Genomic DNA, 22,958 nt, shown 5'->3' with positions numbered 1-22,958 from the left:
AGCTGGTTGTGTGGCGCTCTGGTAGCTTGGCGATCGTGCTCGCGGCCGCCTCGCCTCTGCTCCTCGCGCTCGCGGCGGGGTTTGTGTTCGGGCTGACAAAGCTGTTCGAGCGGCCCGAGCACGCGATCGCGGCGCTCAATCGCTTCTGTCTGTACCTGGCGTTCCCGGCCCTGATCTTCGCCAACGTGTACACCGCCGAGTTTGCGATGCGCGAGCTGGCCGGCTTCACGGCGGCGACGATCGTGCCAACGCTGGTCTTGCTGCTGCTGCTCGGCGCGAGCACCCGGCGGCTCGAGCCCCACGCGCGCGGGGCGATGGGGCTGGGCGCGGGCCTGGGCAACATCGCGTACTTGGGCATCCCCTCGTGCGCCGCTGTGCTCGGACCGCAGGTGGTCGGGCTGGCGTCGCTGTCGGCTGCGCTGCACATCGTGGTGACGATCCCGCTGGGGACCTGGCTGCTGCTGCGCTGGGGTCCGCGGGCGAGCACCCAGACGCGGGCGCGGCCGCTGTCCGGGCCGCTGGCGCGGGCGCTTCGACAGCCGCTGGTGTGGGCGCCGATCCTCGCGCTGCTCGCTCGCGCTGCGCCCGAGGCATGGCTCGTGCCGGTCATTGGGCCCATGCAGTGGATCGGAGGCGCCGCCAGCCCGGTCGCGCTGTTCATGATCGGCCTGTACTTGCACGCGCAGCGCCGCGAGCTGCTGCGCCTGCGCTGGACCGACGCGATGATGATCGCCGCGAAGCTCTTCGTGTTGCCAGCGCTGGCGCTCGCGTGTGTGCTCGCGTGTCTGGAGCTCGACGCGATCAGCCTCGAGGCGGGGAAGGTCGTGCTGATTCAGGCCAGCATGCCCACGGCGATCACCACCTTTGCGCTGGCCGAGGAGTATGGGATCGGACGCGAGACGATCGTGCGGGGGATAGTCGGGAGCACGATCGTGTTCATGCTGAGCTTTCCGTTGCTGGCGCCGCTGTTGCTGGCGCGGCTGTGACCACGCGTGATCCAAACGTGGGCCGGAATATGCTGTACACGCCAAACAGAACGTGGCATGAGGTGGGTGCGCCGTGAGCTACGATCCAAATCCGTACGCCTTCACTGACATGCTGGCGCAGCGCTGGACCGACATTCGGGACGAGTACCTGGGCTTGGATCAGCAGCTGCTTGGCCAGCAAAACCTGGCCTCTGTCAAAGGCTGGCGGGGGGTGGCGCTGTACTTCCTCGGGGGCAAGAAGCTCCAGAATTGTCTGCATGCGCCGCTGACCACGAAGATCGCCGAGGAGGTCCCGTTCATGACCTCGGCTGGTTTCGCGGTGCTCGACGACGGAGCTCACTATGCGCCCCATATCGACAAATATCCGCCGCACTTCGAGGCGCTCCTCGACGCGCGCTGGGGCGCCTCGCTCACGGAGCTTCGCCGGGTTCATCTGCCCCTCATCGCCGCGCCGGGCAGCCGCATGCGAGTGGGCGAGGAAACCCGGGAGTTCGTGCCAGGCGAGGTGTTGATATTCCAGAATAGCGCCATGACGCACGAGGTCTTCAACGACAGCGGAAAGCCGCGCGTGATCATGCTGATAGACTTTCTCACCCGCGCCCCCCATCGCGCGGGCTGACTCTGGACCCTCGACGAGCGCTCGTGATAGTAGATGACGGTGGACACGGTGGACGACTCGCGGCTTGGAGCTCTGCTCGCCATCGCGCTCGGGCCCCTGCGCGAGGCGGGGCTAATTGACGAAGCGCAGCGCGCAAACCTCGTCACCCACGCGAAGGGCTTCCCGCCGGCGTCCCGTCACAAGCTGTTCTTCGAATTCGAGCTGGTCGATGGGGCGCTCGAGCTGGCCGGTTATGGACACGGCTTCCGGCCCCAGGCGCTGGCCCAGCTGCTCGCCGACGGGTCCAGCTTTGCAACCAGCAAGCTCGGTCGAGACGTGCTCGCTACATTGTGCACGGATCCCTTCGACCCGACAGGGCAGCGTTCGCGACGCTCGCAAGATGGCGAGATCGAGTGGTTCGAGTACGATGTCGATGGGGCTACCATCGCTGAGCGGCCTGGCTTGTTCTTCGCGCTGCCGCCCCACTTGCGCCGGCTCTACAATTCGGGCCAGCTGCGCGAGCTGCTCGACGAGCTCGCCGCCCGCGTGCCGTCACTGCACAACCGCGGCGAGCTCGACGACCCCCGCAGCTTCGAGGGCTTCCTCGATCAGCTCGGCGCGCGCGAGTTTGCCGTCGACAACCCGTTGCGGACCTATCGGATCGGTCTGAGCGAGAACCGTGCGCCGGGTTGGCTGCGGCTGGTGATCGGCGGGCTCCGAGTGGAGAGCCTCGACGAGCTAGCTGCCCGCGCCCTCGAAGGCCCCTACCTCGGCGAAGTTCCCCGACGCACCGCGGCGCTGTTTACTGGCGACGAGCGCAGCAAGCTCTCGGGCTCGGTCGACGTGGTCCACGGGCGGCTGAGGGCCATCGATCTCGAGGGCCCCTACCTGTTTCATATTCGCGATACAGCCAGGCGGATCGAGCTTGGTCGGCGGTTCTGCGCGCGCCTGCGTGATGACGGGGTGCTCGCGCCGGATATCGCTGAGGTGATCAGCGAGCTGCTCGTGCGCGAGATCCCTGTGGGTCGGACTGCCGGCGATGCCCCACGTGATCCGGCGCGCTTGCTGCTCAATCACTTCAAGTTTGGTGTGGCCGGGCGTCACCGCGGTCGAGTGAAGCTCTACTTCGAGCTCCTGGTGTAGGGCCTCAGGACCAGGCCCACAACAGCGACCGAACGGGGGCCCGGTCTGGCGGTCGCAGCCAGTCGGCGTAGCCGAAGCACGCGTCGATCTCCCGCGCACCCACGAACGCGCGGCGACCATGCAAGACAGACCAATTGTCGGCGATCAGGACGTCGCCCGGGCGCCAGCGGTGCGCCACCGCGAGGCGCTCGCCGTGATCGCGCAGCACCGCGTGGCGCAGGCTGTCGTCAACGACCGAGCCATCGGCGAAGCGCAGCCACGTGTGCTTGCCCGGCCGGGTCCGGTCGGGGGTCGGGGGAAAGCCCACGCTGGTCGCGAACGCCCGGCCCCGAGCCCGCGGGACGATCGCCGGGCCTTGGTAGCGAAACCACAAGGTCGCGTCGCGGCCGATGCGATAGCGCAGCTGCTCGCGGCCGCCCCGAGCCGCGAACAGCTCGATCATCGCGTCGAGCTTGGCGGCGAGCTGGCTTGGGTCCTCGATGCCGAACATCCGTTGCCAGCCGATCGCAGGCACCTCGTTGTCGTGGGTCAGGTCCTGAGCTTCGAAGTCCGCCCGGGCTTGGGGCGCGAGCGCGTCGAGCAGCGCGACGCCGTCAACGAGCGTCGTCTCGCCGGCGCGCGTCGGAGCCTCGGTACAGTGAAACGCGGCGAGGTCGGGGCGGAAGGGGGTATAGGCATACTCGCAGTGCGGTGCGATCTCTCGCTCGCCTGGGTCGACGGTCTGGACGGCGTCGCTGATCCCGGTTCGCGGCCGGCGACCCCCGTGGATCATCGGCGCGTCGAACAGGCCGCGACACAGGGCCTCAAACCCCACGCGGTCGGCCGCGGGGGCACGAACGAGCACCCACCCCTTCGCCTCGATGGCTGCGCGCAGGCGCCCACAGTCGAGGCTGTCGAGCGCCAAGCTGGCGACCTCGAACACGCGATCCTCGAGCCGTTGTTCTAGTGTTGCCATGCCAGGGTCTTCACGCGCTCGGTCACGACGCGATGCGCTCGGTCTCCGCGGCCGCCTGCCGAGCGACGAGCTTGGCGTAGGTGCCCCCGAGCTCCATGAGCGCGTCGTGCTTGCCCTGCTCCACGACCCGACCGTGGTCGAGCACGACGATGCGATCGGCCTCGCGGATCGTGCTGAGCCGATGGGCGATGACGATGGTGGTGCGACCCCGCTGCAGCTGCTCGAGCGCGGCCTGAACCGCGTACTCACTCTCGCTGTCGAGGGCTGAGGTCGCCTCGTCGAGCAGCAGGACCCTTGGATCGCGGAGGATCGCGCGGGCGATCGCCACGCGCTGACGCTGACCGCCGCTGAGCTTGACCCCGCGCTCGCCCACGACCGTGGCGTAGCCCTCGGGGAACTCGCAGATGAAGTCGTGAGCGTTGGCCGCGTGGGCGGCTGCCTCGACCTCGTCGTCGGCGGCGTCGAGCCGACCGTAGCGAATGTTCTCGCGGATCGAGCCGGTGAACAGCACCGGGTCCTGCGAGACCTCGGCCATGGCCCCGCGCAGCGACGCCAAGCTGAGCTCGCGCAGATCGAGACCGTCGAAGTAGATCTGGCCCGCCTGCGGATCCCAGAACCGAAGCAGCAAGCGGCCGATCGTGGTCTTGCCAGACCCGCTCGAACCAACCAGCGCGCAGACCTCTCCGGGAGCGATCTTCAGGTCGAAGTCGCTGATGACCTCTGTGTCGCGGTCGTCATAGCTGAAGCTCACTTGCGAAAAATGGAGAGCCCCGTGGGGTTGGGCCAGCTCGACCGCGTCTGGACGATCCGCGACGCTGGGCTGAAGGTCGAGGATCTCGAACAGCCGCGACGTCGCGCCAACCGCTTGATTGTAGCTAGCGATGACGCCGGTCAAATTGCCGACGGCGCCCGCGACCGTGAGCGTGAACATGAAGAACTTTCCGAGCTGGGGGGGCGTGAGCGTGGCCTCGATGACCATATGGCCGCCAAGCCAGAAGATCCCCGCGACCGTGCCGAAGGCCATGACGCTGGACACCGACAAGAACCAGCTGCGCACCCAGGTCTTCTTGACGTAGAGGCCGAACGCCCGCTCGAGTTGCTCCGCGTAGCGGCTGGCCTCGTGGCGCTCGCGGGTGAAGGCTTGGACCGTACCGATCGCGCCCAGGCCCTCTTGCAGACGCCCCGAGGCGCTCGCTAGCTCGTCCTGGGCGGCCTGCGCGAGGCGGCGAATGACCCGGCTCCACAGCCGCGCGACGATGACCATGGGTGGAATGATCAGCAGCACGGTCCCCGTCAGCACCGGGCTGACCACCAGCAACATGATCACGCCGCCGACCAAGGTCAGCAAGTTGCGCAGCGCGACGTTGAGATCCGCACCGATCAGGCTCTGCAGCCGCGAGGCGTCGTCGGACAGGCGCGAGAGCAGCTCGCCCGTGCGGCGCTCGTGAAAGTAGGCCTGGGGCATGGCCAGCAGGTGGCGATGGAGCTCCAGGCGGAGGTCCGTGACGACGCGCTCGCCCACCCAGCTCATCAAGTAGTGGCGGATGAACAAGAACACCGCTTGGATCAAGAATGCGGCGACGAGGATCGCTGTGTTGCGATCGAGCGCGGCCGCGTCCTGCTGGGCGAAGGCATCACCAAGCAGCTCGCCAAAGAACCAGGGGACCACCAGCCCCGCGAGCACGGTGATGACCAGCGCGATGGCGGCGACGAGCAGGCGCGCTCGGTAGCGCCGCGCATAGCCGAACAGTCGTCGGAACTGACGCAGGGGAGCCCTGCGCTTGATCTGCCCGCGCTCGCTGGAGTTGGCCATGGGCAGGGGAGCCTATCAGCTGGCCCGACGATCAGCGACTGGACCAATGGCCGGCGGGTGGTCCGATGGCCAATGTTCCCACTGTTGGGATTGCATACATAAACGGCCTCATTCTCTGTTCTGCTTGGAAGAGCGTGGGCGAAAGGCCATGTGCGACGAGGTAGGCACACCGTGGGGATTGCGTCTGGTACGCCTCGCGGAGTGGAAATATTTGTACATCTTGAAACCAAACAGTCGTTGACCCAAAGTCGGCATTGATGATAGCTATGGATGGCCGTCGGAGGTGGTTTCCGACTGCTAGTTAGGAACCAACAGAATGAACAGCAACATCGACTCCTCCACGCTCTACGACTCGCTGCGCGCCCTCGGTCCGATCGAGGCCGAAGAAGTGCCCGATAGCCTCGCGCGTCAGGTCTCTGACAAGAGCGTCAATGTCACGAAAGTCAAACAGGCCATCGCGGTCTATGCGAAGCTCGCCAACGAGGGGACCCTCGAACAATTCAACGCCGCCGTCGAGAAGGGTGGCATGGCGTACGCGCTGAGTGTGGCGTCTTCCACCCAAGAGGTGAAGGCACCCAAGAGCTGCTGTGGCCACACCTGGGAAGGCACCTGTACACCCGCCTCACCCTCCGCCTAGTTCGTCGCGAACTTTGGGCCGACTTTCTTCGGGGGCCGGCCCAACGTAGTTGATCATATAGATGACTCGGCACCGATGAGTCCCCGCATTGCCTTGACCTACCGCACGCATCTCCAGCGCGTGATAGAGCTTGGCGCGCGCGAGGGGCTTGTCGACGCAATCGAGATTGTGCCCAGCGGCTACATGCTCGCGGGCAACTACCGTCTGCTACGCGAGCGGCTGGCCGAGATCGGGCTCCCGTACAGCTTTCACTTCGTCGAGGGATCGCTCGCCAGCGCGGACTTCATCGACAACAACCCGTGCGCGGCCATGGCTGCGCTGCTTGAGGAATTCGAGCCGATCCACGTCTCAGATCACCTGACCTGCGCGCGGATCGGTAGTGACGATCTCGAGATGAACCTGCCGATCTTGATGACGGACGCCAGCATGGCGGTCTGTGTCGAGAACTTGGCGCACTTTCGCAAGGCGCTGGCCTGCGAATGCCCGGTGCTGATCGAGCATGTTCCGTGCTACTTCCGCTTCAAGGCGTCGACCTGGCGACCGGAGCGGTTCTTCGCCGCGGTCGTGGAGCAAAGCGGCTGTGGTGTGCTGCTCGATCTTCACAACCTTTATTGTGATGAGCTCAACCAGGCCGACGATTGCGCCAGCGGCGAGGCGTTCATCGACGCGCTACCCGAGGGCTGCGTGACCGAGATCCACCTCGCTGGCGGTCGGCGCTTGCCGGGCGCCGACTATGTCGACGCCCACGACAGCGAGGTCCCACCGCGGGTGTTCGAGCTGCTCGAGTACGCCTTGCGGCACAGCGCGCCCAAGCTGCTCGTGCTCGAGCGTGAGCATCGGTTTGACGCGCCTGAGCGAGTGGTCGCGGATCTGCGTCGCATTCGGGAGTTGATCCAGTAGTCATGCGCGAGCCTCCGCCACATCTTCGCGCCGACCGCGAGGCGCTGGCCGGCTTCCAGCGTGAGCTGCTGCTGCGTCTACGTTGCTCGAGCCCGAACGACCCGTGGTGGCGCGAGCAGCTGATCGACCCCGTCTCTCCGCAGCTGCTCGGGTACCTGCAGTCGGCCATGACGAGCACGTTCATGGAGCGGCTTGGCACCTACTTTCCTCGCTTCGTCCGCCACGCTGATCTCGACGCGGCCCAGGTCGAGCAGCTCCACGCTCAGATCCGCGTCGCCGTGGCCTGCGGCTCGCCACAGCACGCGCTCGAGCGCTTCTTTGCGGGCGTGCTCGAGCTCATCGCCAGCTTCGCGGCGCCCGACGCTTGGGCGGACTTGCTGCGACTCGAGCGCGCGGAGTATCTGTGGCGTGTGGAGCGATCGCTGACCCCGCCCGAGCTGGTCGCGGCGCTGCGGGCCGCCGCGCCGCCGCGCTTCGATGCCCGGGGCGTCGACGATCGCGAAGGCTTTGGCTTCATCCGCCTCGACACGACCATGATCGACCTGTGGTCTGGGCCCGCACACGGCCCCAGCGAGGCCGTGCGTTGGGGACCGCCCCGCACCGCGCTGAGCTATTGGTCGCACCTCTACAAGACCGTACGTGTGGTTCCGTTTCAGACCACCCGCGAGCTCGCGATCCGTCTCGCGTTCGAGAGCTAGTCATGTTCGAGGCGTCGCGAGCAGGATCAGTCATCGACGCGCCGGGCCTGGACGCGGCGGGGCTGCGTCACTACCTCGAGGCCAGCCAGCCCGTGCGGATCCCTGGGGTCGCGGCGGGCTGGCCAGCGCTCCAGCGCTGGAGCCCCGAGCATCTGCTGGGGCTCGCGCTTCGCAGTCCCAGCGCCAACGTGCCGGTGCGGCGAACCCCGCGAGACCGGCTCGAGCTCGACATCAAAGACGTACACGCGGGCCACATGGAGCTCGCCCGCTTCATGACCGAGGTGCTCTTGACCCCCGACGAAGACGAGCTCTACATGGCCGGCGTGACGGTCAGTGGGTTCGCGCCATTCGCCGCCGAGTTCGAGCGTCCGTCAGTCCTCGCCGGGTTCCCCTGCGTCGGTCCTTCGCTGTTTGCGGGTCGAAACACCCGCTGCCTCGGCCACTACCACGCGCGCACGCAGGCCGTGCTCGTCCAGGTCCAGGGCCGCAAGCAGGTCTTGCTGTACTCCCCGGATCAGTGCTCGGAGCTTGGCCTGATCTCCGCTCACCAGCAGGGCTTCACGCGCAGTCGAATCAACTTTCACGCCGACCCCACTCTGGACGAGGCGCTGGTGCGACGGTTTCCAGGTCTGCGCCGCGCGCGGGTGTTGGCCGTGTGGCTCGAACCCGGCGACGCGCTGTTCATCCCGCTCCACTGGCTTCACGTCCCGTGGGGTCCCGACTGGAGCGTGTCGCTGACCTGGTGGTGGCGGGCCGCGCTGCAGCACTGGAGCTTGCCCAAGCTAGGCGCGCGCACGGCCGTCGGGGTCGCGACCGAGTATGCGCGTCGCAAGCTCAGGCGCGTCGTTGCACCGGGGGCCCACGAATGAGCGTCGATGAGCGGCCCTGCCTGATCCACGTTGGCTTCCCCCGGGCCGGGAGCACGGCGCTGCAACAAAATTTGTGGCTGCGCGTCCCCGACACGGTCTACCTGGGCAAGCCGCTGCCGAGCTTCAGCCTGCCGATGCGCCGCCTGTTTTACTGCTTGCTCAACCTCGAGCGCTGGGAGTGGCAGCAGCAGCGCCCGCAGATCGTCGCCGATCTACTCGAGCCGTTGCTGCGACGGCCGGGCGCGCGGCTGCTGCTCTCCGACGAGGAGCTGTGCACCGGTCCGCTCAACGGCCGGGTCGATCGCTACGAGGTCGCCCGCCGGCTCGCTGAGCTGTTCCCCCACGCCCAGATCCTGCTGATCGTTCGCAACCAGCTCGACCTGGTGCCGTCGTGCTACAGCCAGCTCGCCGCGATCGGCCAGGTCGACGGGCGCCACTACCGAGCCTGGCTCGACGAGCAGCTCGCGCGACCGCACCGCTTTCTACACCTGTTTCGGATCCACGCCGCGGTCCGCCTGTGGTCCGAGCACTTTGGCGCCGCGCGGGTGCATGTGCGCACCCACGAGCAGCTGCGAGCCAACCCCCGGGCGTTCGTCGAGTCTCTCGCGCCGCTGCTGGGCGTCGAGCCGGGCGCGCTGCAGTCGGTCGAGGTCACGCAGCGGCGCAACGCTTCGGTGCGTCGGCGGTGGTTGCTGGTCCAGCAGGCCCTCGCCCAGGCCCCGTGGCTGCCCGATCCCCGCGAGAGTGAGATCACCTTCATTCGTGAGACCGTGCGCAGCTTCATCGCTGGCGGCCCCGGTCTCGATACCGAAGCGAGCACCGAGCAGCGGCGGCAGCTCGTCGAATACTATGGTCAAGACAACACCCGGGCAGCCCTGACTCAGGATCTGCCCCTGCGACGGCTGGATTACCCATTTGTCCACGATGCCGCGCCAGCCCAGGCATCGGACTCAGACCCGGGCTCAGACTTCGCCCGGCCCTAGAGGAGGCTCCAACATGATTCTCGTGACCGCAGCGCTCAGCATCATTGGACGTGAAACCATCTTCGAACTCAATCGTCGCGGCGAGCGTTGTCGCGTGCTGATTCCCCGAGTCGAGAAGCAAGAAGAGCTCGAGACTTTTTTTGCCCACAAGCAGATGGACCGGGGCCTGATCGAGTTTGCGATCGGCGACTTGGGCGTGGCCCAGAGCTTGCCGGCGGCCGTCGATGGCGTCGACGCCATCGCGCTGATCTATCCAGCCCTGGACTTCGAGGTCTCCCAGCTCGAGGGCCTGGCCGCGGCCGTGGCCTCGACCTGCGCTGATCAGCCGTTGCGTCACATCGTGCACTTGTCTGCGATCGGCGCCGACGTTGACGCGCCGACCCGACTCGGCCGGCTGATGGGCCGCGCCGAGCACTGCGTCGCCGGCATCGGGATGCCCTTCACTCACGTCCGGCCTCACATGTTCCTGCTCATGCAGAACGTTCGGTCGTTCGCCGCCGAGATCCAGCGCGACCGCGTCTTGCGTCTGCCCCTCGGTCACGCGCGAACCAGCTGGATCGACGCGCGAGACATCGCGCGGGTCATCGCCGCGCTCATCGTCAAGCCCGGCAACAACGATGGGGTCACGCTGACCGGACCCGAGGCCCTCACCGGTCAAGACATCGCCGACATGATCGGCTTGGCTGCTGGCTACAGCGTGACCTTCGAGGACCTGCCTCCCGAGAAGGCCCACGGGCGACTGCTCTCCAACGGGATGCAGTCGTGGCTGGTCGCCGACAGCCTGACCATGTTCGAGGCCTTCCGGGCCGGCGTCGCCGCTGGGGTGAGCCCAATGGTCGAACAACTCACGGGCAGCCGGGGCACGCGCTTCAACGACTTCGCGTTCGAGTACGCCTGGGCGTTTCGCCAGGGTGAGGATGCAGGTCAGCTCTCGGGCTGGCTCAACTGAGGCGCCCCGCTCCCCATGCCATCGGTCATTCGTGACGAGCACACCGTGCTCAGGGACTACAGCGACTTTCACCAAAGCGCGGAGGTCTTTCGTTCGACCACGCCAGCCTCGGACGCTGAGCTGGCGGAGGTCTTGCGCTTCGCAGCGGACCACGAGCTCGACGTCCGCGTGCAGGGTCGTCATCACTCGATGAACGGGTCGTCGCTGCCAAGGTCGGGCGAGCTGCTCATCTACACCTCGGGGTTGAACCACTATCGCTGCGAGCGTGTCGACACGATCACCGTGGGCGCTGGCGCGGTCGTCTTCGATGTCGACCAAATGCTGCGGAGCTGGGGCTTTGCCCTGAGGTTGGTCAATGATGGCGGGCGCCCGACGGCGACCGCGGCCGGGTTTGTGTCCGCGGGCGGGATCGGCAACGAGACCTGGATATACGGCGGGTTCTGGGAGACCGTGAAGCAGGTCAAGGTCTACACCGTGGCAGGTGAGCTGCTCACGCTGGCCCCCGGCGACCCGCTGTTTCGCTGGCTGTTCGGCTCGATGGGTCAGCTGGGTGTCATCGCGGAGGTCACCTTGCGCGTCGAGCCTCTCGAGGAGGGCGACAAGCCCGAGTACCCGCTGGGGCCCGAGTACCCGCTGGGGCCCAAGTACCCGCTGGGGCCCGAGTACCCGCTGGGCCGGGCCGGCGTGGTGGCCCACGAGCCCCACGAGTGGGAGAAAAACTTTTGGCTGACGCTGTTCGTGCCCGATGACGACGCGCCCGAGGCCCGCGCGCTGCTAGATGGGCTCGCCGCGGCGTACCCCACCGCTTGGAAGCGTCGAAACAATTACCTGTACCCGATTCAATTCCACACCTTCAATCCTCCGCTGATCTACCCCAAGGACGAGAGCTTTAGCGCGGTGGGCGTGTGGGGGCAGTCTCCCGACGGCAAGACCTTCGACTTCGCCAAGCTCGCAGAGATGGAGCGAAGGTTCGATATGGTCGTGCGCAAGAAGCCCGACTGGCGGCGGTACATCCAGTCCGAGATGACCTTTGGCGAGCGCGACTGGCCGAGTACGTTTGGCGACCAAGTCTACGCCGACTTCGCCGCGCGCAAGCATGAGCTCGATCCGCAGCACAGGTTGAACCCCGGCGTGGTGTTCCCGCGTCGGTGAGGTCTTGCGGCTCCTCGGCTCGAGCGCAGCCGGGCTGGGTGGCGAGGCCATCCAGCCCGGCTTGTCGAGCGCTTGTCGGGCTACGAGCGGTGTTGGTCGAGCCCGTTGAACATCATGGTGACCTCGGCACAGATCACCAAGTTGCTGCCGATCGCCACGATCGCGCCCTGCAGCCGGGGTTTCGCCAGCCCAAAGCCCTCACCCAGGGCGCTTCCAACGGCGCCCGAGACCGCGCCCCAGGCACCATTCCCAATTAGTCCCAGCACAGTCGGCTTGTCGGGACCGAACCCGCTGGTGATCAGGTAGTTGATGTCCGAGCTGCCCACGCCGACCAAGCCCTTGCCGGCGACGACCGCGAGCGACTGCTTGATCAGTGAGTCACCAACGACCTTGCGAATCAGGCCCTTGCTCAGCGGCATGTCGACCAACGACGCCATGCCGCCCGTGATCGCCCCACCGAGCCCGCCAACGACCATCGCCCGGATCAGGTCCTTGCGGGAGCCGCTGTCGGACCAATCGAAGTTGTTGCGGGGGTTGATCATCTGCAGGGCGCCGCTCTCACCCGCACCCATGAACACGCCGCCGCCAGCCCGCGCGCCGATGTGCGTGACGGTCCGGGTGACGGTCTCGGCCCTGCCCATCGCGGCTGCCGGAGCGCCAACGGGCTCGGGGATGCTGTCTAGGGAGGAGGTCGATGTGTTGCTGTTGGTGCCGTAGTCGGGCTGTGTGGCCTCGGTGCGCTCTGGCGTTGCCTGCGGCGACTCTTCCTTGGGGATGAGCTGGGCGAGCTCGTCGACTTCGCTCTCGATCTCGCCCTCGCCGAGGATCGCGTCGGTGAACACCACGGCCTCGTCGACCTCTTCGACGCCCTCGGCGCAGGCCATGATGCTCTCGACCGCACCCGCCGCGAGGTCGCTGAGCCCAGCGGTGGCGACCGAGAGCCCGAAGCCAACCGCGAACACCACGCTCATCGCCATCAGTCCAAACCACGCGGCCTCACCGGTCGGGTCCGTGTTGCTGATCGGCTGGTTGCCAACGAACACATAGGGGCTCGGGAACTGATGCTGAGGATCGACGCCGTGGAACTGGCGCAGCACCGGGTCGTAGAGCCGAGCCGGGAACGCGTAGTAGCCGGTCTCGGGGTCGAGCTCTTGGCCCATGAAGCGGGGCAACAAGACGCCGGTGTCCCCGGACGAGGCGACCAGGCTGCCAAACGCCGAGTAGGCGAAGCTGGCGATCGGGGCGCCCTGATCGTCGATCAGGTGGCGAACGCTCTGAAGCGCGTCCTTGATCGGGTAGCAGACGCGCTCACCGATCGTGGCGAGCAGACCGGTAGCCCCGTGGACCGCCGCGCTCCAGCGACCATCCTCCCAGACCGCGAGCGGCCGGGTCGAGAGCCCACCAAAGTACAGCCGGGTCGACGCGTCAGCGCCGAGGGTCTGCTTGATCAACCGCTGACTGGCCGCGCCGTAGCCGATCAGCGCGGCGCCGCCGGGCCCGGAGAAGCCCGAGGCCTGGAGGAGGACCGGGTCGTAGTCGGTGATCGTCGCGCCGAACGAGGTCAGGTTGCCGAAGCGGTCGTGGCCGATCGCCGTTGCTGGTTGACTCCCGATCTGCACGCTCTGGATCTGATCCGAGTCGGGCGCCCGGGTGGCCTGCATGGTCACGCCATCGAGCTCGGCCCCAAGGATGTTGCCGTTGAGATCGGTGCTCGACAGCGACTCGGACCACGCGAGCGCCCCGCTGGCGGTCGCGCTCTCGAGCTGCTTGCGGGGGTCGTAGGTGAAGGCGAGGCTGGTGACCCCGGCGCTCAGCGGCGCGGCGCTGGTGTCGGTCCGGGCGTGGACCGTGCTGTCGGGGTTGTAGACGTAGGCCTGCTCCCAGCACGGGGCCCCGCCGTTGATCCCGACCGTGGTCGTGGCCAGCCACCCTTGCGAGCTGTAGCTGTTGGCCACGTCCAGGACCCCGTCACCGATCCGCTCGCTGATCAGATCACCGTTGGGGGCGTAGCCGTAGCTGGCCAGATCCGCGGCGCCGGCCGTGCGACCGACGCAGCGCAGGCGGCCGTTGTCGTCGTAGCGGTAGTGAACCTCGGTGATCGGCGAGCCCTCGGGGTAGCCGACGCAGACGACCTCGTCGGTGTTGTTGTAGGCGTAGCGGAAGCTGGCGCTCGGCAGGCTGGCCTGGTCGTCGATGGTCTGGGTCATCAACGTGGTCCGCCCCCGACCGTCGTAGGTGTAGGACTCGGTCACGCTGATCGGTGACGCCAATGGGTCGATGGTGGTCGCGGCCGCGGTCACGGTCGTGACGGCTTGGCACTGCCCGAGCATCCACGTGTCGTTGCCGTCGCCGTCGTAGGTGAAGCTACGGGTGACCACCCGGTTCGGGTCAGCGAGCGGCCAGCTTGGATCGTCGATCACCCCGGGGAGCGCGTCGCGGGTGGCGTCGATCCGGCCGCACTCGAGCGCGCGCCCGAGCCCGTCGTAGACGACATAGGCGACGGTGTTCGCGTCGCCGAGCCCGGCGACGCGAACCCGACCCGAGGGATCGCGGAGCGTCCAGCCGGCGGCGATGCCCGGCGCCTGCGAGGCCACCTGTTCGCCCAAGGTGTTGCTGAACACGGTGTTGTCGAATTGATTGGGTGTCGACGCGCGAGTCTTGCCGACCACGTGTCCTTGCTGTTCCAGCCACTCTTGCTGGGACATCGTCTGGGTCAGGATCTCGGCGGAGGCGCCAGCGAGCTCGGCGGCGACCTGGCGGCGATCAAAGGCCCGCCAGCGCTTGGTCGCGTTGCCGAGCGGCCCCGTCGAGAGCTCCTCGTAGTAGCTCCCGGCGGCGAGCTCGACCCCACCGAGGTTGATCGCTGGGTTGCAGCCGTACTGGTTCCAGGTGGTCTGCCGGGTCGACGGCGGCTGATCGACAGCGTGGATCGCCGTGCTGGCCCCGGGTTGACCGGTCTCGAGCTTGCGCCCCTTCGGCGCGAGCTCGTAGCGGTTCCCGGTGTAGGGGTAGCCGCCGTCGTCAGACGGGGTGTAGCCATTGATCGGCTGGCCCCGGTAGTAGTTGGCGACGGTCCCGGTCAGCACCCAGCTGTCGGCCATCGCAGCCAAGAACGCCTGGCGATCCACGAAGCCGTCGAGGTAGGCGAGGATCGGCAGGTCGGCCGGCTTCTCGAAGCTCGCAGGCGCGAACTTGGTCGACGCGACGGTCCGGCCAAGGGCATCGGTGATGCTGGCGGCGACCGAGGCGTCGTCGCCATGCAGGGTCTGCGATTGCAGCGTGACCCCGTTGCCGTCGCTGTAGTCGAGGCTGACCCGCGGACCCCCGCCGACCCCGAGGTAGCGCAGCGCGAGCGGACCCGAGGCGACCAAGGTGATGTCCGCGGGAACCCCCGAGCTCCACGGGCTGCTGTAGATCAGCTGGTTGCCAGCGAAGAACAACAGCTGCCCGTCGCTGAAGACCAGCATCCAGTCGCTCGCCAGGGTCGCGGGGTGGGCGACGGGCTGCGGACTCCAGCCGGGCCCCGCGGCGGTCCAGCCGATCCCGGGATCCCAGCCGATCGAGTAGTCGGCGGCGAAGCTGAGCGACACCGACTTGCTCTGAGCCTCGCTGCGGGGCTGGATCCCGACCACCACCGCGGCGCTGGTGAGGCTGGGATCGCCGACGAAGCGCAGCAACCCGCCGCTGTCGGTCGTCAGCAGGCCTGGCTGCTGAACCCAGGCGCCCGGATCATTGGGCGTCCAACGAGCCTGCCACTCGGCGCCGCGACAGAAGTCGTCGCAGGTCCCATAGTCGGCGAACACGACCTTCAGATCGGCATTGGGGGCGCGGGTCGAGAATTGGCCGTCGCTAGAATTGGTCCGGGACAGCGCCTTGCCGCCGGCCCTGCGCAGCAAGCCGCGCTCGTCGATCGAGCCGGTGACCTGGCGGAACTCGTCGTAGAGCGAGCGGTTCGTGAAGCCGGTCATCGTCATCCCGCTGACGGTCTGGTTGTAGCGCGGCTCGTAGGCCTGGGCCGAGAAGCTCGAGCCCAGCGGGATCAGGTAGACGCTGTCGATCAGGATCTCGGCGTCGTTGGCGTTGCTCGCGGTGACCGTGATCGACGTTGGGCGATCATCGGCGGCGAAGCGCAGGCCGATCGTACGGAACGCCCAGGTCCCGTCGGTCGCGCTGATCGGGACGGGGTCGGGGGCCACGCCGCCGCCGGTGTAGCGGATCGTCCAGGTGGTGTCGGCGCTGGGCGTAAAGCTGGCCGGCGTCTTGACGGCGAAGCCAAGCACGTAGGCGCTGGCGCTCGGCAGGACCGCGACCTCGGTGGTCACGCTGGCGGCTGCGGGCAGCCCCAGCGACTGGCTGCCGAAGTAGGCGTCCCCGCTGACCTCGCGGGTCCCGGCCAGGGTCCAGCCGGTCGTGACCTCGTAGGCCTCGAACCCGAGGTAGGCCCATTGCTTGGCGGCCAGCGAGCCGTTGTCGAGGCCGGCGACGGGTAGGGAGCCGGTTTGGTCGTAGAGCACCGACTGCGCCACGTTCATGGCGTCGAGGCTCTCGGTGCTCGAGCCCCGATCGTTGCGCACGGTCACGCACTCGGTCCGGCGCCAGCCTTCGATCGAGCTGTTCGGCTGGTAGCTGGGGAACGGGAACTGGACCCGGGCAGGATCGCCGAGCCAGGAAAAGCTGGCCTGCTTGGCCGGCACCACCACGCTCGCGCCCAGCTGCGAGGCCCAGAGCTTCCAGGTCGACGCGCTCGCGGCGGTGACCAGGCTGGCCTGACCGGCCCGCTGCCACGCGGTCGTAGTTTGGATCGGCTGCGCGCGCAGGTTGAGGGTCCGAAACACGCCCTGGCTGACCGCGTCGTCGAGCTGGATCGCCAGGTAGCTGCGGGTGGTCTGGGTCTCGAGGACCCCGGACGAGCCCACGCCCGACGTGGACGTGCTCAGCGGCGTGGTCGAGAACGGGGCGTCGAAGCCGTCGGTGCAAAAGCTGTTGGTCCGCGCCGAGCTGACGCCGTCTTTGACCAAGCTGCCGCCGGCCTGGACCGCGAAGCCACCCCGCAGTGGGCGCGAGGGGATCGCGGCGTTGCTCGGATCCGGCGCGATCGCCTGGTACACGTCCCAATCGAGCTCGACGGCCGACAGCTGCCGGCCCTGATCGTCGTGGGCCTCGAGCGCCAGCATCATCCCGTCGAGGGCCGACGCGCCGAGGGTCTCGCCGACGACTTGCTCGACCCCATTGAGGTAGCGGACGGTGACGAATCCGTAGGGCGCATCGCCGCTGGCTGGGAGCTCGGTCGCTGGATCGAGCTCGACCGTTGCGACCCCTGGGGCGACGACCGAGCGGTAGTACTTGATCCACTGGCCGCTGGGATCACACGCCGCGGTCTCGGGGTCGACGCGGATCGCAGTGGCGAGCGGGTCGCCAAATCCGTTGTCGGTCTCGAAGGTCGAGACTTGGTAGTGGCGGATCTTGCCGTCGAGCTGGTTGCCGACGTAGCGGTACAGCGTGTAGCTCGACGCCTGCGTGAAGGAGACCGCGCTGTCGGGGATCAGCAGCAAGGTCGCGGGGCCGGCTGGGGTGACCCCGGGTTGGCCGTGGTCGGGGTCGGTGCCGGTGATCATTCGCATCCCCGCGCCGATGTCGGTCTCGGCGAGCGCCTGACCGTTACCGAGCACGAACGCCGCCGTTGGAGCTCGGGCTCCGGTCGCGGTGTTCGTGGCGTTGAACGCGATGAACGCCGGGCCCTGATTGACGGTCGCGTTGGTGTCTAGCGCCACGCCGCTGCCGATCAGGTCGCCCAGGTTCTCGCTCGGGCCAGCCTGGATCACGGCGCTCCAGTCGGCCGCGTCGTCGCGGTAGTAGAGGTACTCACCGATCGTCAGGTAGTCGCTGGTCCCGGCCGAGGGCCACGCGTCGGTGCTGCCGAACGACGCGCTGCTGGGGATCGCCCGGGCTCCAAGCCACGAGCCGACCTCGCCCGCGTCGTAGCCGACGACGCGAGCCCCGTCGGGCGCGACGTGTTCACTGGCGTCGACGTAGACCTGGATTGCGTAGTCGGGCCCGTAGGCGAAGCGCTGGTTCCAGCCCGAGGCCGGCGCGGCGATGACCAGGGCCTCGTTGAGGAACCAATTGAGCCCGTCGAAGCGCCACATCCTGCCGCCGACGGCGACCATGGTGTCGTCGATCAGCTGCGGGATCCAGTTGATCTGAACCGAGTCCGTGGCGCTGAAGCTGCTGACTTGTATCTGGTAGTTGGCGTCCCACTGCAACATCGACACGCCATAGCTGAGGCTGGTCGATCCGGAGCTGACGAGCTGGCCGACCACGACCACCGAGCTGCCGGGGATCAGCACCGCCTTGCTGGGATCGTTGAGGTTGCTGAGGCTCCCGCTGCCGCCGGATCGCCAGTTCAGCTGCGCGTCGAGGTAGGTGAGCGCGTAGCGACCTTGGGCGTCGAGGGTCAGGTAGTACTCGGCCTGGGCCACGAGCTGGGCGCCGTCGCCGATCGTGCTCGTGAAGATCGACCACTCGCGGGTCGACCAGCGCCACGTCACGCGATCGTAGGCGTAGCTCTGCAGCGCCGGGGCGTAGTGAACCATCAAGAAGGTCGCGCCCGCGGACAGGGTCGCCGGTCCGTAGCTGGTCGAGTAGCTCAGACACGGGGTGCTGGGTCCGGTCTCGACCCCGGAGATCTCGGCGGGCGTCCAGTTGCCGGTCGTGCGCGGATCTTTGTTGAACACATAGACCTTGCGCTGGCCCGCGCTGACGTAGGAGATCGCGACAAAGTCGGACCCGGTCACGACCTCGAGCGAGTCGAGGTCAAAGCCTGAGGACTCGGTTGCGAGGATCGGACCCCACGCGGGCGTCCACGCGTCCCAGCGGCCCTGCCAGGTGTGGATCGCCAGCGAGGCGCGGTTGCCCAGCAGGTCGAACCACATGCTCACGGCGTAGTCATCACCAAACCAGGTCCGCGGGGTGACGGCGGTGCCGAACTCGGCGGGAGGCACGACCTCGAGCGCCCGGTCGCACAGATCCAGCTGCTGCTCGGTGTAGCGCCAGCGCGCCGTCCCGCCGGTCGTCGAGGTCGCCGAGGCCAGGGCGCCGGGGCTGTACCCGGGCTCGTCGGTGGCGTCGAGGTAGTAGTTGAAGCAAACCGGCGGCTGCGCGACGCCAAGCTCGTTGGTCAGGGTCACCGCGGTCAGGTAGCGCTTGTAGAAGTCACCCGGATCGCCGTCGGTTGGGTTGGGGTTGACGTTGGCGACCGCGCTGGCCGAGCCGTTGCCAGGTCGGGGCGCGTAGCTGAGCGCGACCGCATACAGCGGCGCGCCCTCGGGGTCCGCGACCTCGATCGACGCCAGGTACTGGGTCTCGTAGCGATCCTGCCAGCCGTTGGCGGCGTTGCCGGGGGTCGGCCTGTGGGGATCCGCGTATTCGCGGGGGGCACCCACGCCGCTGGCCCAGAGCTTGTCGTTGTACACGAACACCGCCCGCCGCCCGAACACGTCGGTGATGCTGGTCAGGTAGCAGGCCTTGGTGTAGGGCTGGCCGCCGCTACAGACCAGCTGTTCGACGACAGGTCGGACGCCGCTGCTTGGGTCGACCGGCCACTGCTCGTTGTAGGCATATTGGATCCGATCGCCCCACAGGTTGGTCTTGCTGGCCAGGTTCCAGGCGCGGGCGCGCTGCTGCTGGCCGACCGGCTGCGACGAGGCGCCCGACCACTGGGCCACGCCCGACTCCGAAGTCCAGACCACCGCCCACTCGATGCTGTTGCCGACCGAGCTCGCGAAGCCCCCAACCCCTGGCCCCGTGAGCCCGCCGTAGGACGAGCTCTGGCCCGAGTCGTCGATCACCACCCAGCGCTCCCAGGTTGGGTAGTAGAGCACCTTGCTGAACTGAAATTGAACCAGCTGGTAGGCCTCGCCTCCGTCGAACGCGGTCCAGCCGGTCGCCGTTGGCTGAAGCAGGAACTCGCGCTGCTCGACCTCGTCGAGGATCCGCAGCCAGCCCTCGGGCTCGGTCGCGGCGGCCACGGTCGCGCTTGGATCCACGGCCAGCCCGTGCTGGCCAAAGGCCGCGACCACAGACTGCGGGACCACCTGCCCGGGCGCGAGGCCGCCGGCCTCGGCGGCGCTCAGCTCGAACAGCAAGGGTTGCTCGGGCTCGCGGATCAGCGGGTTGCTGCCGCCGTTGCGGACCAGCGCGTAGTGGCGATTGCCGTTGGCCTCGGCCGGGCTGCCCTGGAGCTCGATCGAGTCGCCGGGGCAGCTCCAACCCAGCCCCACGACGCTGGTCGGCGCGCCCCGGTTGAAGGTCATCGCGTCGTGATGGACGTTGCTCTGGTACAGCAGCGAGACCTTGACGTCGGTGGTCTCGGTCCGACCCGGCATGGTGAACAGGGGCTGCTCGAGGTTCACGTCGCCGCGAAACAGGTTGACGCTGTCCTTGACGCCGCCCGCGGTGGTGGCGTTGAACTGGAACGAGCGGATGGAGGGAACCGAGGGGGACGAGGCTTGCTTTGACATTGGAGCACCGAGCGCGAGATGAACGGAGGAAGCCCGCGAGCTCGCGGCGCGACAATTCGCGCCACGAACTCACGCGACGAAGAACAGACAGTCGAGTTCGAATGTGATGATTGGAGCGCCGACCAGATTATACGTAGATTCCGATCACGGTCATGTCGATACCGCTGATTGCGTCGTCCTGGTCGTGGTTTGGCGTGCCCTTGTCGGTCATGAGGGCCATCGGGCCGGGCACGATCACGTCGGTCCCCGACACGTAAGGATGGCCGTTGCCGCCCTGCTGCCCGATCTGGATGGTGGCGATGTCGTGGGCCTTGCCGCTGGAGTAGCCGACCGTGAAGCCGTTCAAGATCGCGGCGCAGTCGATCAGCCTCGTGCCCGAGGGGAGCGCGTCGGCGAAGGCAACAGCTACGTTCGCGCTGGTTTGCTTGTTGCTGATGGTCTTGATCGCAAACCCCGGCGCGCTGACGCCCGACAGCAACGCGCCGCCGGCCAGCTGCACGTTGGCCACGTGATGGCGCTTGTTGTCGACCATCTCACCGCTGAGCGCGACGTTGGTCCCGCTCAGGGCCGCCGACATGCTGATCTGCATCACCTGGTTGTCACTCTCGCTGTAGTTGGCCTCGAAGCCGCCAAGCACGGGCGCCGAGGCGTAGACGGTCGGGGGGATCGAGCTTGGCTGGTACGAGCTTCCGCTGGCCTCCAGCACGCCGGTGCCAAGGCTGACGAGCCCCGAGTTCGAGCCGGTCCAGCCGAGCACGGTATAGTCGAGGTACGAGGTCTCGGGGTCGGCTTGGTTGCCGCCGTTGTCGTACATCTTGCCGGTCAACGCGAGCGGGACCACACCCGCCGAGCCGGTCCCAAGGGTGGCCGAGACCTGCATCCAGGCCACGTTGTGACCCTTGCCTTTGGTGAACGAGAGCGAGTAGCCGCACAGGCCAAACATCACCGGTGTGACCGGCTCGCCAAAGTCGAAATTGACCGTCGAGTTGGAGGTGAGGTCCGAGAGTTTAATGCGTTTCCAGTATGCTTTGAGTGCCATGATTTGTATTCCTGAGGTTCGGGATTGAGGCAGACCTGCGGTTCGGAATGAACACGACTGGGTCATGCGCACTTCGACGTAGTGCAGCGCTCGTGCCAGCCCCGGCCGGGCTCAAAGCGGCCGATGACGCCGCTGATCCGCGATCGAGAGGGGTGCGTGCACGTTGGTCGCACGTGCACCGCACGTGCACCGCACGTCGACAGTCGGGCCCTCGCCGTGTAGCGTTGAGCTTCGGTGGAGACCGTCACTGTCAGCACGGATCGACACGCGACTCAGACGATCGCGCGGGTGCGCGAATTTCCGGCCCTGGTGGTGGTCTGGAGCCGGGATGAGCCCGAGCGGATCGGCGAGGTGCTGCTCCCGGATCCCCAGCTCGAGCCCAAGTCTGGCTGGGTGTTTGGCCGGGGGCCGGGCGGCGACGAGCGCCTGGCGTTGATCCGCCAGCGGCCCGGCAACAATCTGGTTGGGGGGCCGCTGACCAGCTCGCGGATCTCGCGGGTGCAGCTGCGGATCCGCGCGGGCGCGGCTGACTCGCTGACGATCGAGAACCTTGGCCGCCGCACGCTGGAGATCGACGGACGCGTCGCCAAGCGGCCAACGCCGGTCCGCGCGGGGGCCGTCGTCGAGCTCCGGGGCGAGCTATTGTTGCTGGTCGCGCAGCGCCCCGCCGAGCTCGCTGCGATCGATCTGCCAAGCGAGCTGCTGCCCAGCTTCGGCCGCGCCGACGCGTTCGGCATGGTCGGCGAGAGTCCGCCAGCGTGGAACTTGCGCGGGCAGATCTGGTTTGCGGCCCAGCGCGACGTCCACGTGCTGGTTGGGGGCCCGAGCGGGGTCGGCAAGGAGCTGGTCGCCCAGGCCGTTCACGCGCTGTCCGAGCGGCGTGGCCACGCCTTGGTCTCTCGCAACGCCGCGACCTTTCCAGACGGACTGATCGACGCCGAGCTGTTCGGCAACATCCGCGACTACCCCAACCCGGGGATGCCCGCGCGCGCGGGCTTGATCGGCGCCGCCGACAACAGCTCGCTGTTCCTCGACGAGATCGGCGAGCTCAGCCACGAGCTCCAGGCCCACCTTCTGCGGGTGCTCGACAGCGGCGAGTACCAACGGCTAGGCGACGCCCGAGCCCAGCGCGCCGACCTGCGCCTGATCGCCGCGACCAACCGCCGCTTCGAGCAGCTCAAGCACGACCTCGCGGCTCGCTTTCGGCTGCAGATCGAGGTCCCGGGCCTGCCCGAGCGGCGCGAGGACATTGCCCTGCTGGTCGTCGAGCTGCTGCGGCGCGTCGCCAGCAATGATCCCAGCGCCGCGCAAAAGTTGTTTGACCAGGGCGACCCCGCCCACGCCTGGCCGGCGATCGAGGCGGCCACGATCCGCGAGCTGCTTGGGCGCAGCTATCACACCCACGTCCGCGAGCTCGACGGCCTGCTGTGGACCGCGCTGATGCGCAGCGTCGTCGAGGGTCGCAGCGCGCTGCAGCTGGATCCGCGGGCGGATGCCGAGCCCGCGCCACGCCCCGAGGTCGAGCCCGCGAGCCTGACCACCGAGCAAATCTCGGCCGCGCTCGAGCAGGCCGGCGGGGTGCAAGACCGAGCGTGGCGGCTTCTGGGCCTGCGCAACCGGTTTCAGTTGATGCGGCTGCTCAAGAAGCACCAGCTCGACAAGCGGGTCCCGCCGTGATCGGTGGGGGCGCCCGCAGTCGTCGACGAGGGCGAGATCG

General features: G+C 67.7%; 15 protein-coding genes. 11 read left to right on the top strand and 4 right to left on the bottom strand.

Annotation, left to right across the window (positions count from 1 at the left end; all coding sequences use genetic code 11):
• Positions 1 to 8 precede the first annotated feature (8 nt).
• From DB30_RS27950 to DB30_RS27940, 3 genes are all read left to right on the top strand, one after another.
• Positions 9 to 986, top strand: coding sequence for an AEC family transporter (locus DB30_RS27950; protein WP_052554550.1), 978 nt, complete (start codon positions 9 to 11; stop codon positions 984 to 986).
• 73 nt (positions 987 to 1,059) lie between these two features.
• Entirely contained in the window at positions 1,060 to 1,605 is a 546-nt protein-coding gene (locus tag DB30_RS27945; protein ID WP_052554547.1) for an aspartyl/asparaginyl beta-hydroxylase domain-containing protein, read from the top strand.
• 39 nt (positions 1,606 to 1,644) lie between these two features.
• On the top strand, positions 1,645 to 2,727 hold the full coding sequence (locus DB30_RS27940; protein WP_146660934.1) for a hypothetical protein: 1,083 nt from the start codon (positions 1,645 to 1,647) through the stop codon (positions 2,725 to 2,727).
• Between the two features lie 4 nt (positions 2,728 to 2,731).
• On the opposite strand, the gene DB30_RS27935 is transcribed toward DB30_RS27940, so the two are convergent.
• The gene (locus tag DB30_RS27935; protein ID WP_146660932.1) at positions 2,732 to 3,682 is read right to left on the bottom strand and encodes a TauD/TfdA family dioxygenase; all 951 of its coding nucleotides are present in this window, start codon (positions 3,680 to 3,682) and stop codon (positions 2,732 to 2,734) included.
• 22 nt (positions 3,683 to 3,704) lie between these two features.
• Entirely contained in the window at positions 3,705 to 5,495 is a 1,791-nt protein-coding gene (locus tag DB30_RS27930; RefSeq protein WP_052554540.1) for an ABC transporter ATP-binding protein, read from the bottom strand.
• A gap of 316 nt (positions 5,496 to 5,811) precedes the next feature.
• Here DB30_RS27930 and DB30_RS27925 point away from each other — a divergent pair, with 316 nt between their 5' ends.
• The 7 genes from DB30_RS27925 (at position 5,812) to DB30_RS27895 (ending at position 11,683) form a co-directional block, all read left to right on the top strand.
• Entirely contained in the window at positions 5,812 to 6,132 is a 321-nt protein-coding gene (locus DB30_RS27925) for a hypothetical protein (protein WP_052554538.1), read from the top strand.
• Between the two features lie 75 nt (positions 6,133 to 6,207).
• Positions 6,208 to 7,032, top strand: coding sequence for an MbnB/TglH/ChrH family RiPP precursor modification enzyme (locus tag DB30_RS27920; RefSeq protein ID WP_052554536.1), 825 nt, complete (start codon positions 6,208 to 6,210; stop codon positions 7,030 to 7,032).
• Positions 7,033 to 7,034: 2 nt separating this feature from the next.
• Positions 7,035 to 7,730 carry a hypothetical protein gene (locus tag DB30_RS27915; protein ID WP_052554533.1) on the top strand — a complete coding sequence of 232 codons (696 nt, stop codon included), beginning with the start codon at positions 7,035 to 7,037 and terminating at the stop codon, positions 7,728 to 7,730.
• A gap of 2 nt (positions 7,731 to 7,732) precedes the next feature.
• The gene (locus DB30_RS27910) at positions 7,733 to 8,599 is read left to right on the top strand and encodes a cupin-like domain-containing protein (protein WP_052554531.1); all 867 of its coding nucleotides are present in this window, start codon (positions 7,733 to 7,735) and stop codon (positions 8,597 to 8,599) included.
• Positions 8,596 to 9,582 carry a sulfotransferase gene (locus DB30_RS27905; RefSeq protein ID WP_052554528.1) on the top strand — a complete coding sequence of 329 codons (987 nt, stop codon included), beginning with the start codon at positions 8,596 to 8,598 and terminating at the stop codon, positions 9,580 to 9,582. The genes DB30_RS27910 and DB30_RS27905 overlap by 4 nt, the downstream gene beginning before the upstream one ends.
• Positions 9,524 to 10,531: an NmrA family NAD(P)-binding protein gene (locus DB30_RS27900; RefSeq protein ID WP_477181446.1), complete on the top strand. Its 1,008-nt coding sequence runs from the start codon at positions 9,524 to 9,526 to the stop codon at positions 10,529 to 10,531. The genes DB30_RS27905 and DB30_RS27900 overlap by 59 nt, the downstream gene beginning before the upstream one ends.
• Positions 10,532 to 10,546: 15 nt before the next feature.
• Positions 10,547 to 11,683 carry an FAD-binding oxidoreductase gene (locus DB30_RS27895; RefSeq protein WP_052554524.1) on the top strand — a complete coding sequence of 379 codons (1,137 nt, stop codon included), beginning with the start codon at positions 10,547 to 10,549 and terminating at the stop codon, positions 11,681 to 11,683.
• An 80-nt stretch (positions 11,684 to 11,763) separates the two neighbouring features.
• Here the strand turns inward: DB30_RS27895 and DB30_RS27890 are convergent, their stop codons facing one another.
• A complete protein-coding gene (locus tag DB30_RS27890; RefSeq protein ID WP_052554522.1) occupies positions 11,764 to 20,202 on the bottom strand; it encodes an RHS repeat domain-containing protein in 8,439 nt (2,812 codons plus the stop codon).
• A gap of 127 nt (positions 20,203 to 20,329) precedes the next feature.
• Positions 20,330 to 21,241 carry a hypothetical protein gene (locus DB30_RS27885; RefSeq protein ID WP_146660928.1) on the bottom strand — a complete coding sequence of 304 codons (912 nt, stop codon included), beginning with the start codon at positions 21,239 to 21,241 and terminating at the stop codon, positions 20,330 to 20,332.
• Between the two features lie 234 nt (positions 21,242 to 21,475).
• On the opposite strand from DB30_RS27885, the gene DB30_RS27880 reads away from it, so the two are divergent.
• Positions 21,476 to 22,918, top strand: a complete 1,443-nt coding sequence (locus tag DB30_RS27880; protein WP_052554518.1) for a sigma 54-dependent Fis family transcriptional regulator — start codon at positions 21,476 to 21,478, stop codon at positions 22,916 to 22,918.
• The last annotated feature ends 40 nt before the right edge of the window (positions 22,919 to 22,958 follow it).

It is taken from the genome of Enhygromyxa salina, assembly GCF_000737335.2.
Lineage (GTDB): Bacteria > Myxococcota_A > Polyangia > Nannocystales > Nannocystaceae > Plesiocystis > Plesiocystis salina_C.
The sequence above is the reverse complement of the archived record's forward strand: the minus strand, read 5'-3'. Positions and strand labels throughout refer to the sequence as shown.

What these genes read in the sequence shown, in the direction of transcription:
- DB30_RS27935 (WP_146660932.1), bottom strand. Translation starts at nt 3,682, where the DNA reads ATGGCAACACTAGAACAACGGCTCGAGGATCGCGTGTTCGAGGTCGCC.
- DB30_RS27930 (WP_052554540.1), bottom strand. Translation starts at nt 5,495, where the DNA reads ATGGCCAACTCCAGCGAGCGCGGGCAGATCAAGCGCAGGGCTCCCCTG.
- DB30_RS27925 (WP_052554538.1), top strand. Translation starts at nt 5,812, where the DNA reads ATGAACAGCAACATCGACTCCTCCACGCTCTACGACTCGCTGCGCGCC.
- DB30_RS27920 (WP_052554536.1), top strand. Translation starts at nt 6,208, where the DNA reads ATGAGTCCCCGCATTGCCTTGACCTACCGCACGCATCTCCAGCGCGTG.
- DB30_RS27915 (WP_052554533.1), top strand. Translation starts at nt 7,035, where the DNA reads ATGCGCGAGCCTCCGCCACATCTTCGCGCCGACCGCGAGGCGCTGGCC.
- DB30_RS27910 (WP_052554531.1), top strand. Translation starts at nt 7,733, where the DNA reads ATGTTCGAGGCGTCGCGAGCAGGATCAGTCATCGACGCGCCGGGCCTG.
- DB30_RS27905 (WP_052554528.1), top strand. Translation starts at nt 8,596, where the DNA reads ATGAGCGTCGATGAGCGGCCCTGCCTGATCCACGTTGGCTTCCCCCGG.
- DB30_RS27900 (WP_477181446.1), top strand. Translation starts at nt 9,524, where the DNA reads ATGCCGCGCCAGCCCAGGCATCGGACTCAGACCCGGGCTCAGACTTCG.
- DB30_RS27895 (WP_052554524.1), top strand. Translation starts at nt 10,547, where the DNA reads ATGCCATCGGTCATTCGTGACGAGCACACCGTGCTCAGGGACTACAGC.
- DB30_RS27890 (WP_052554522.1), bottom strand. Translation starts at nt 20,202, where the DNA reads ATGTCAAAGCAAGCCTCGTCCCCCTCGGTTCCCTCCATCCGCTCGTTC.
- DB30_RS27885 (WP_146660928.1), bottom strand. Translation starts at nt 21,241, where the DNA reads ATGGCACTCAAAGCATACTGGAAACGCATTAAACTCTCGGACCTCACC.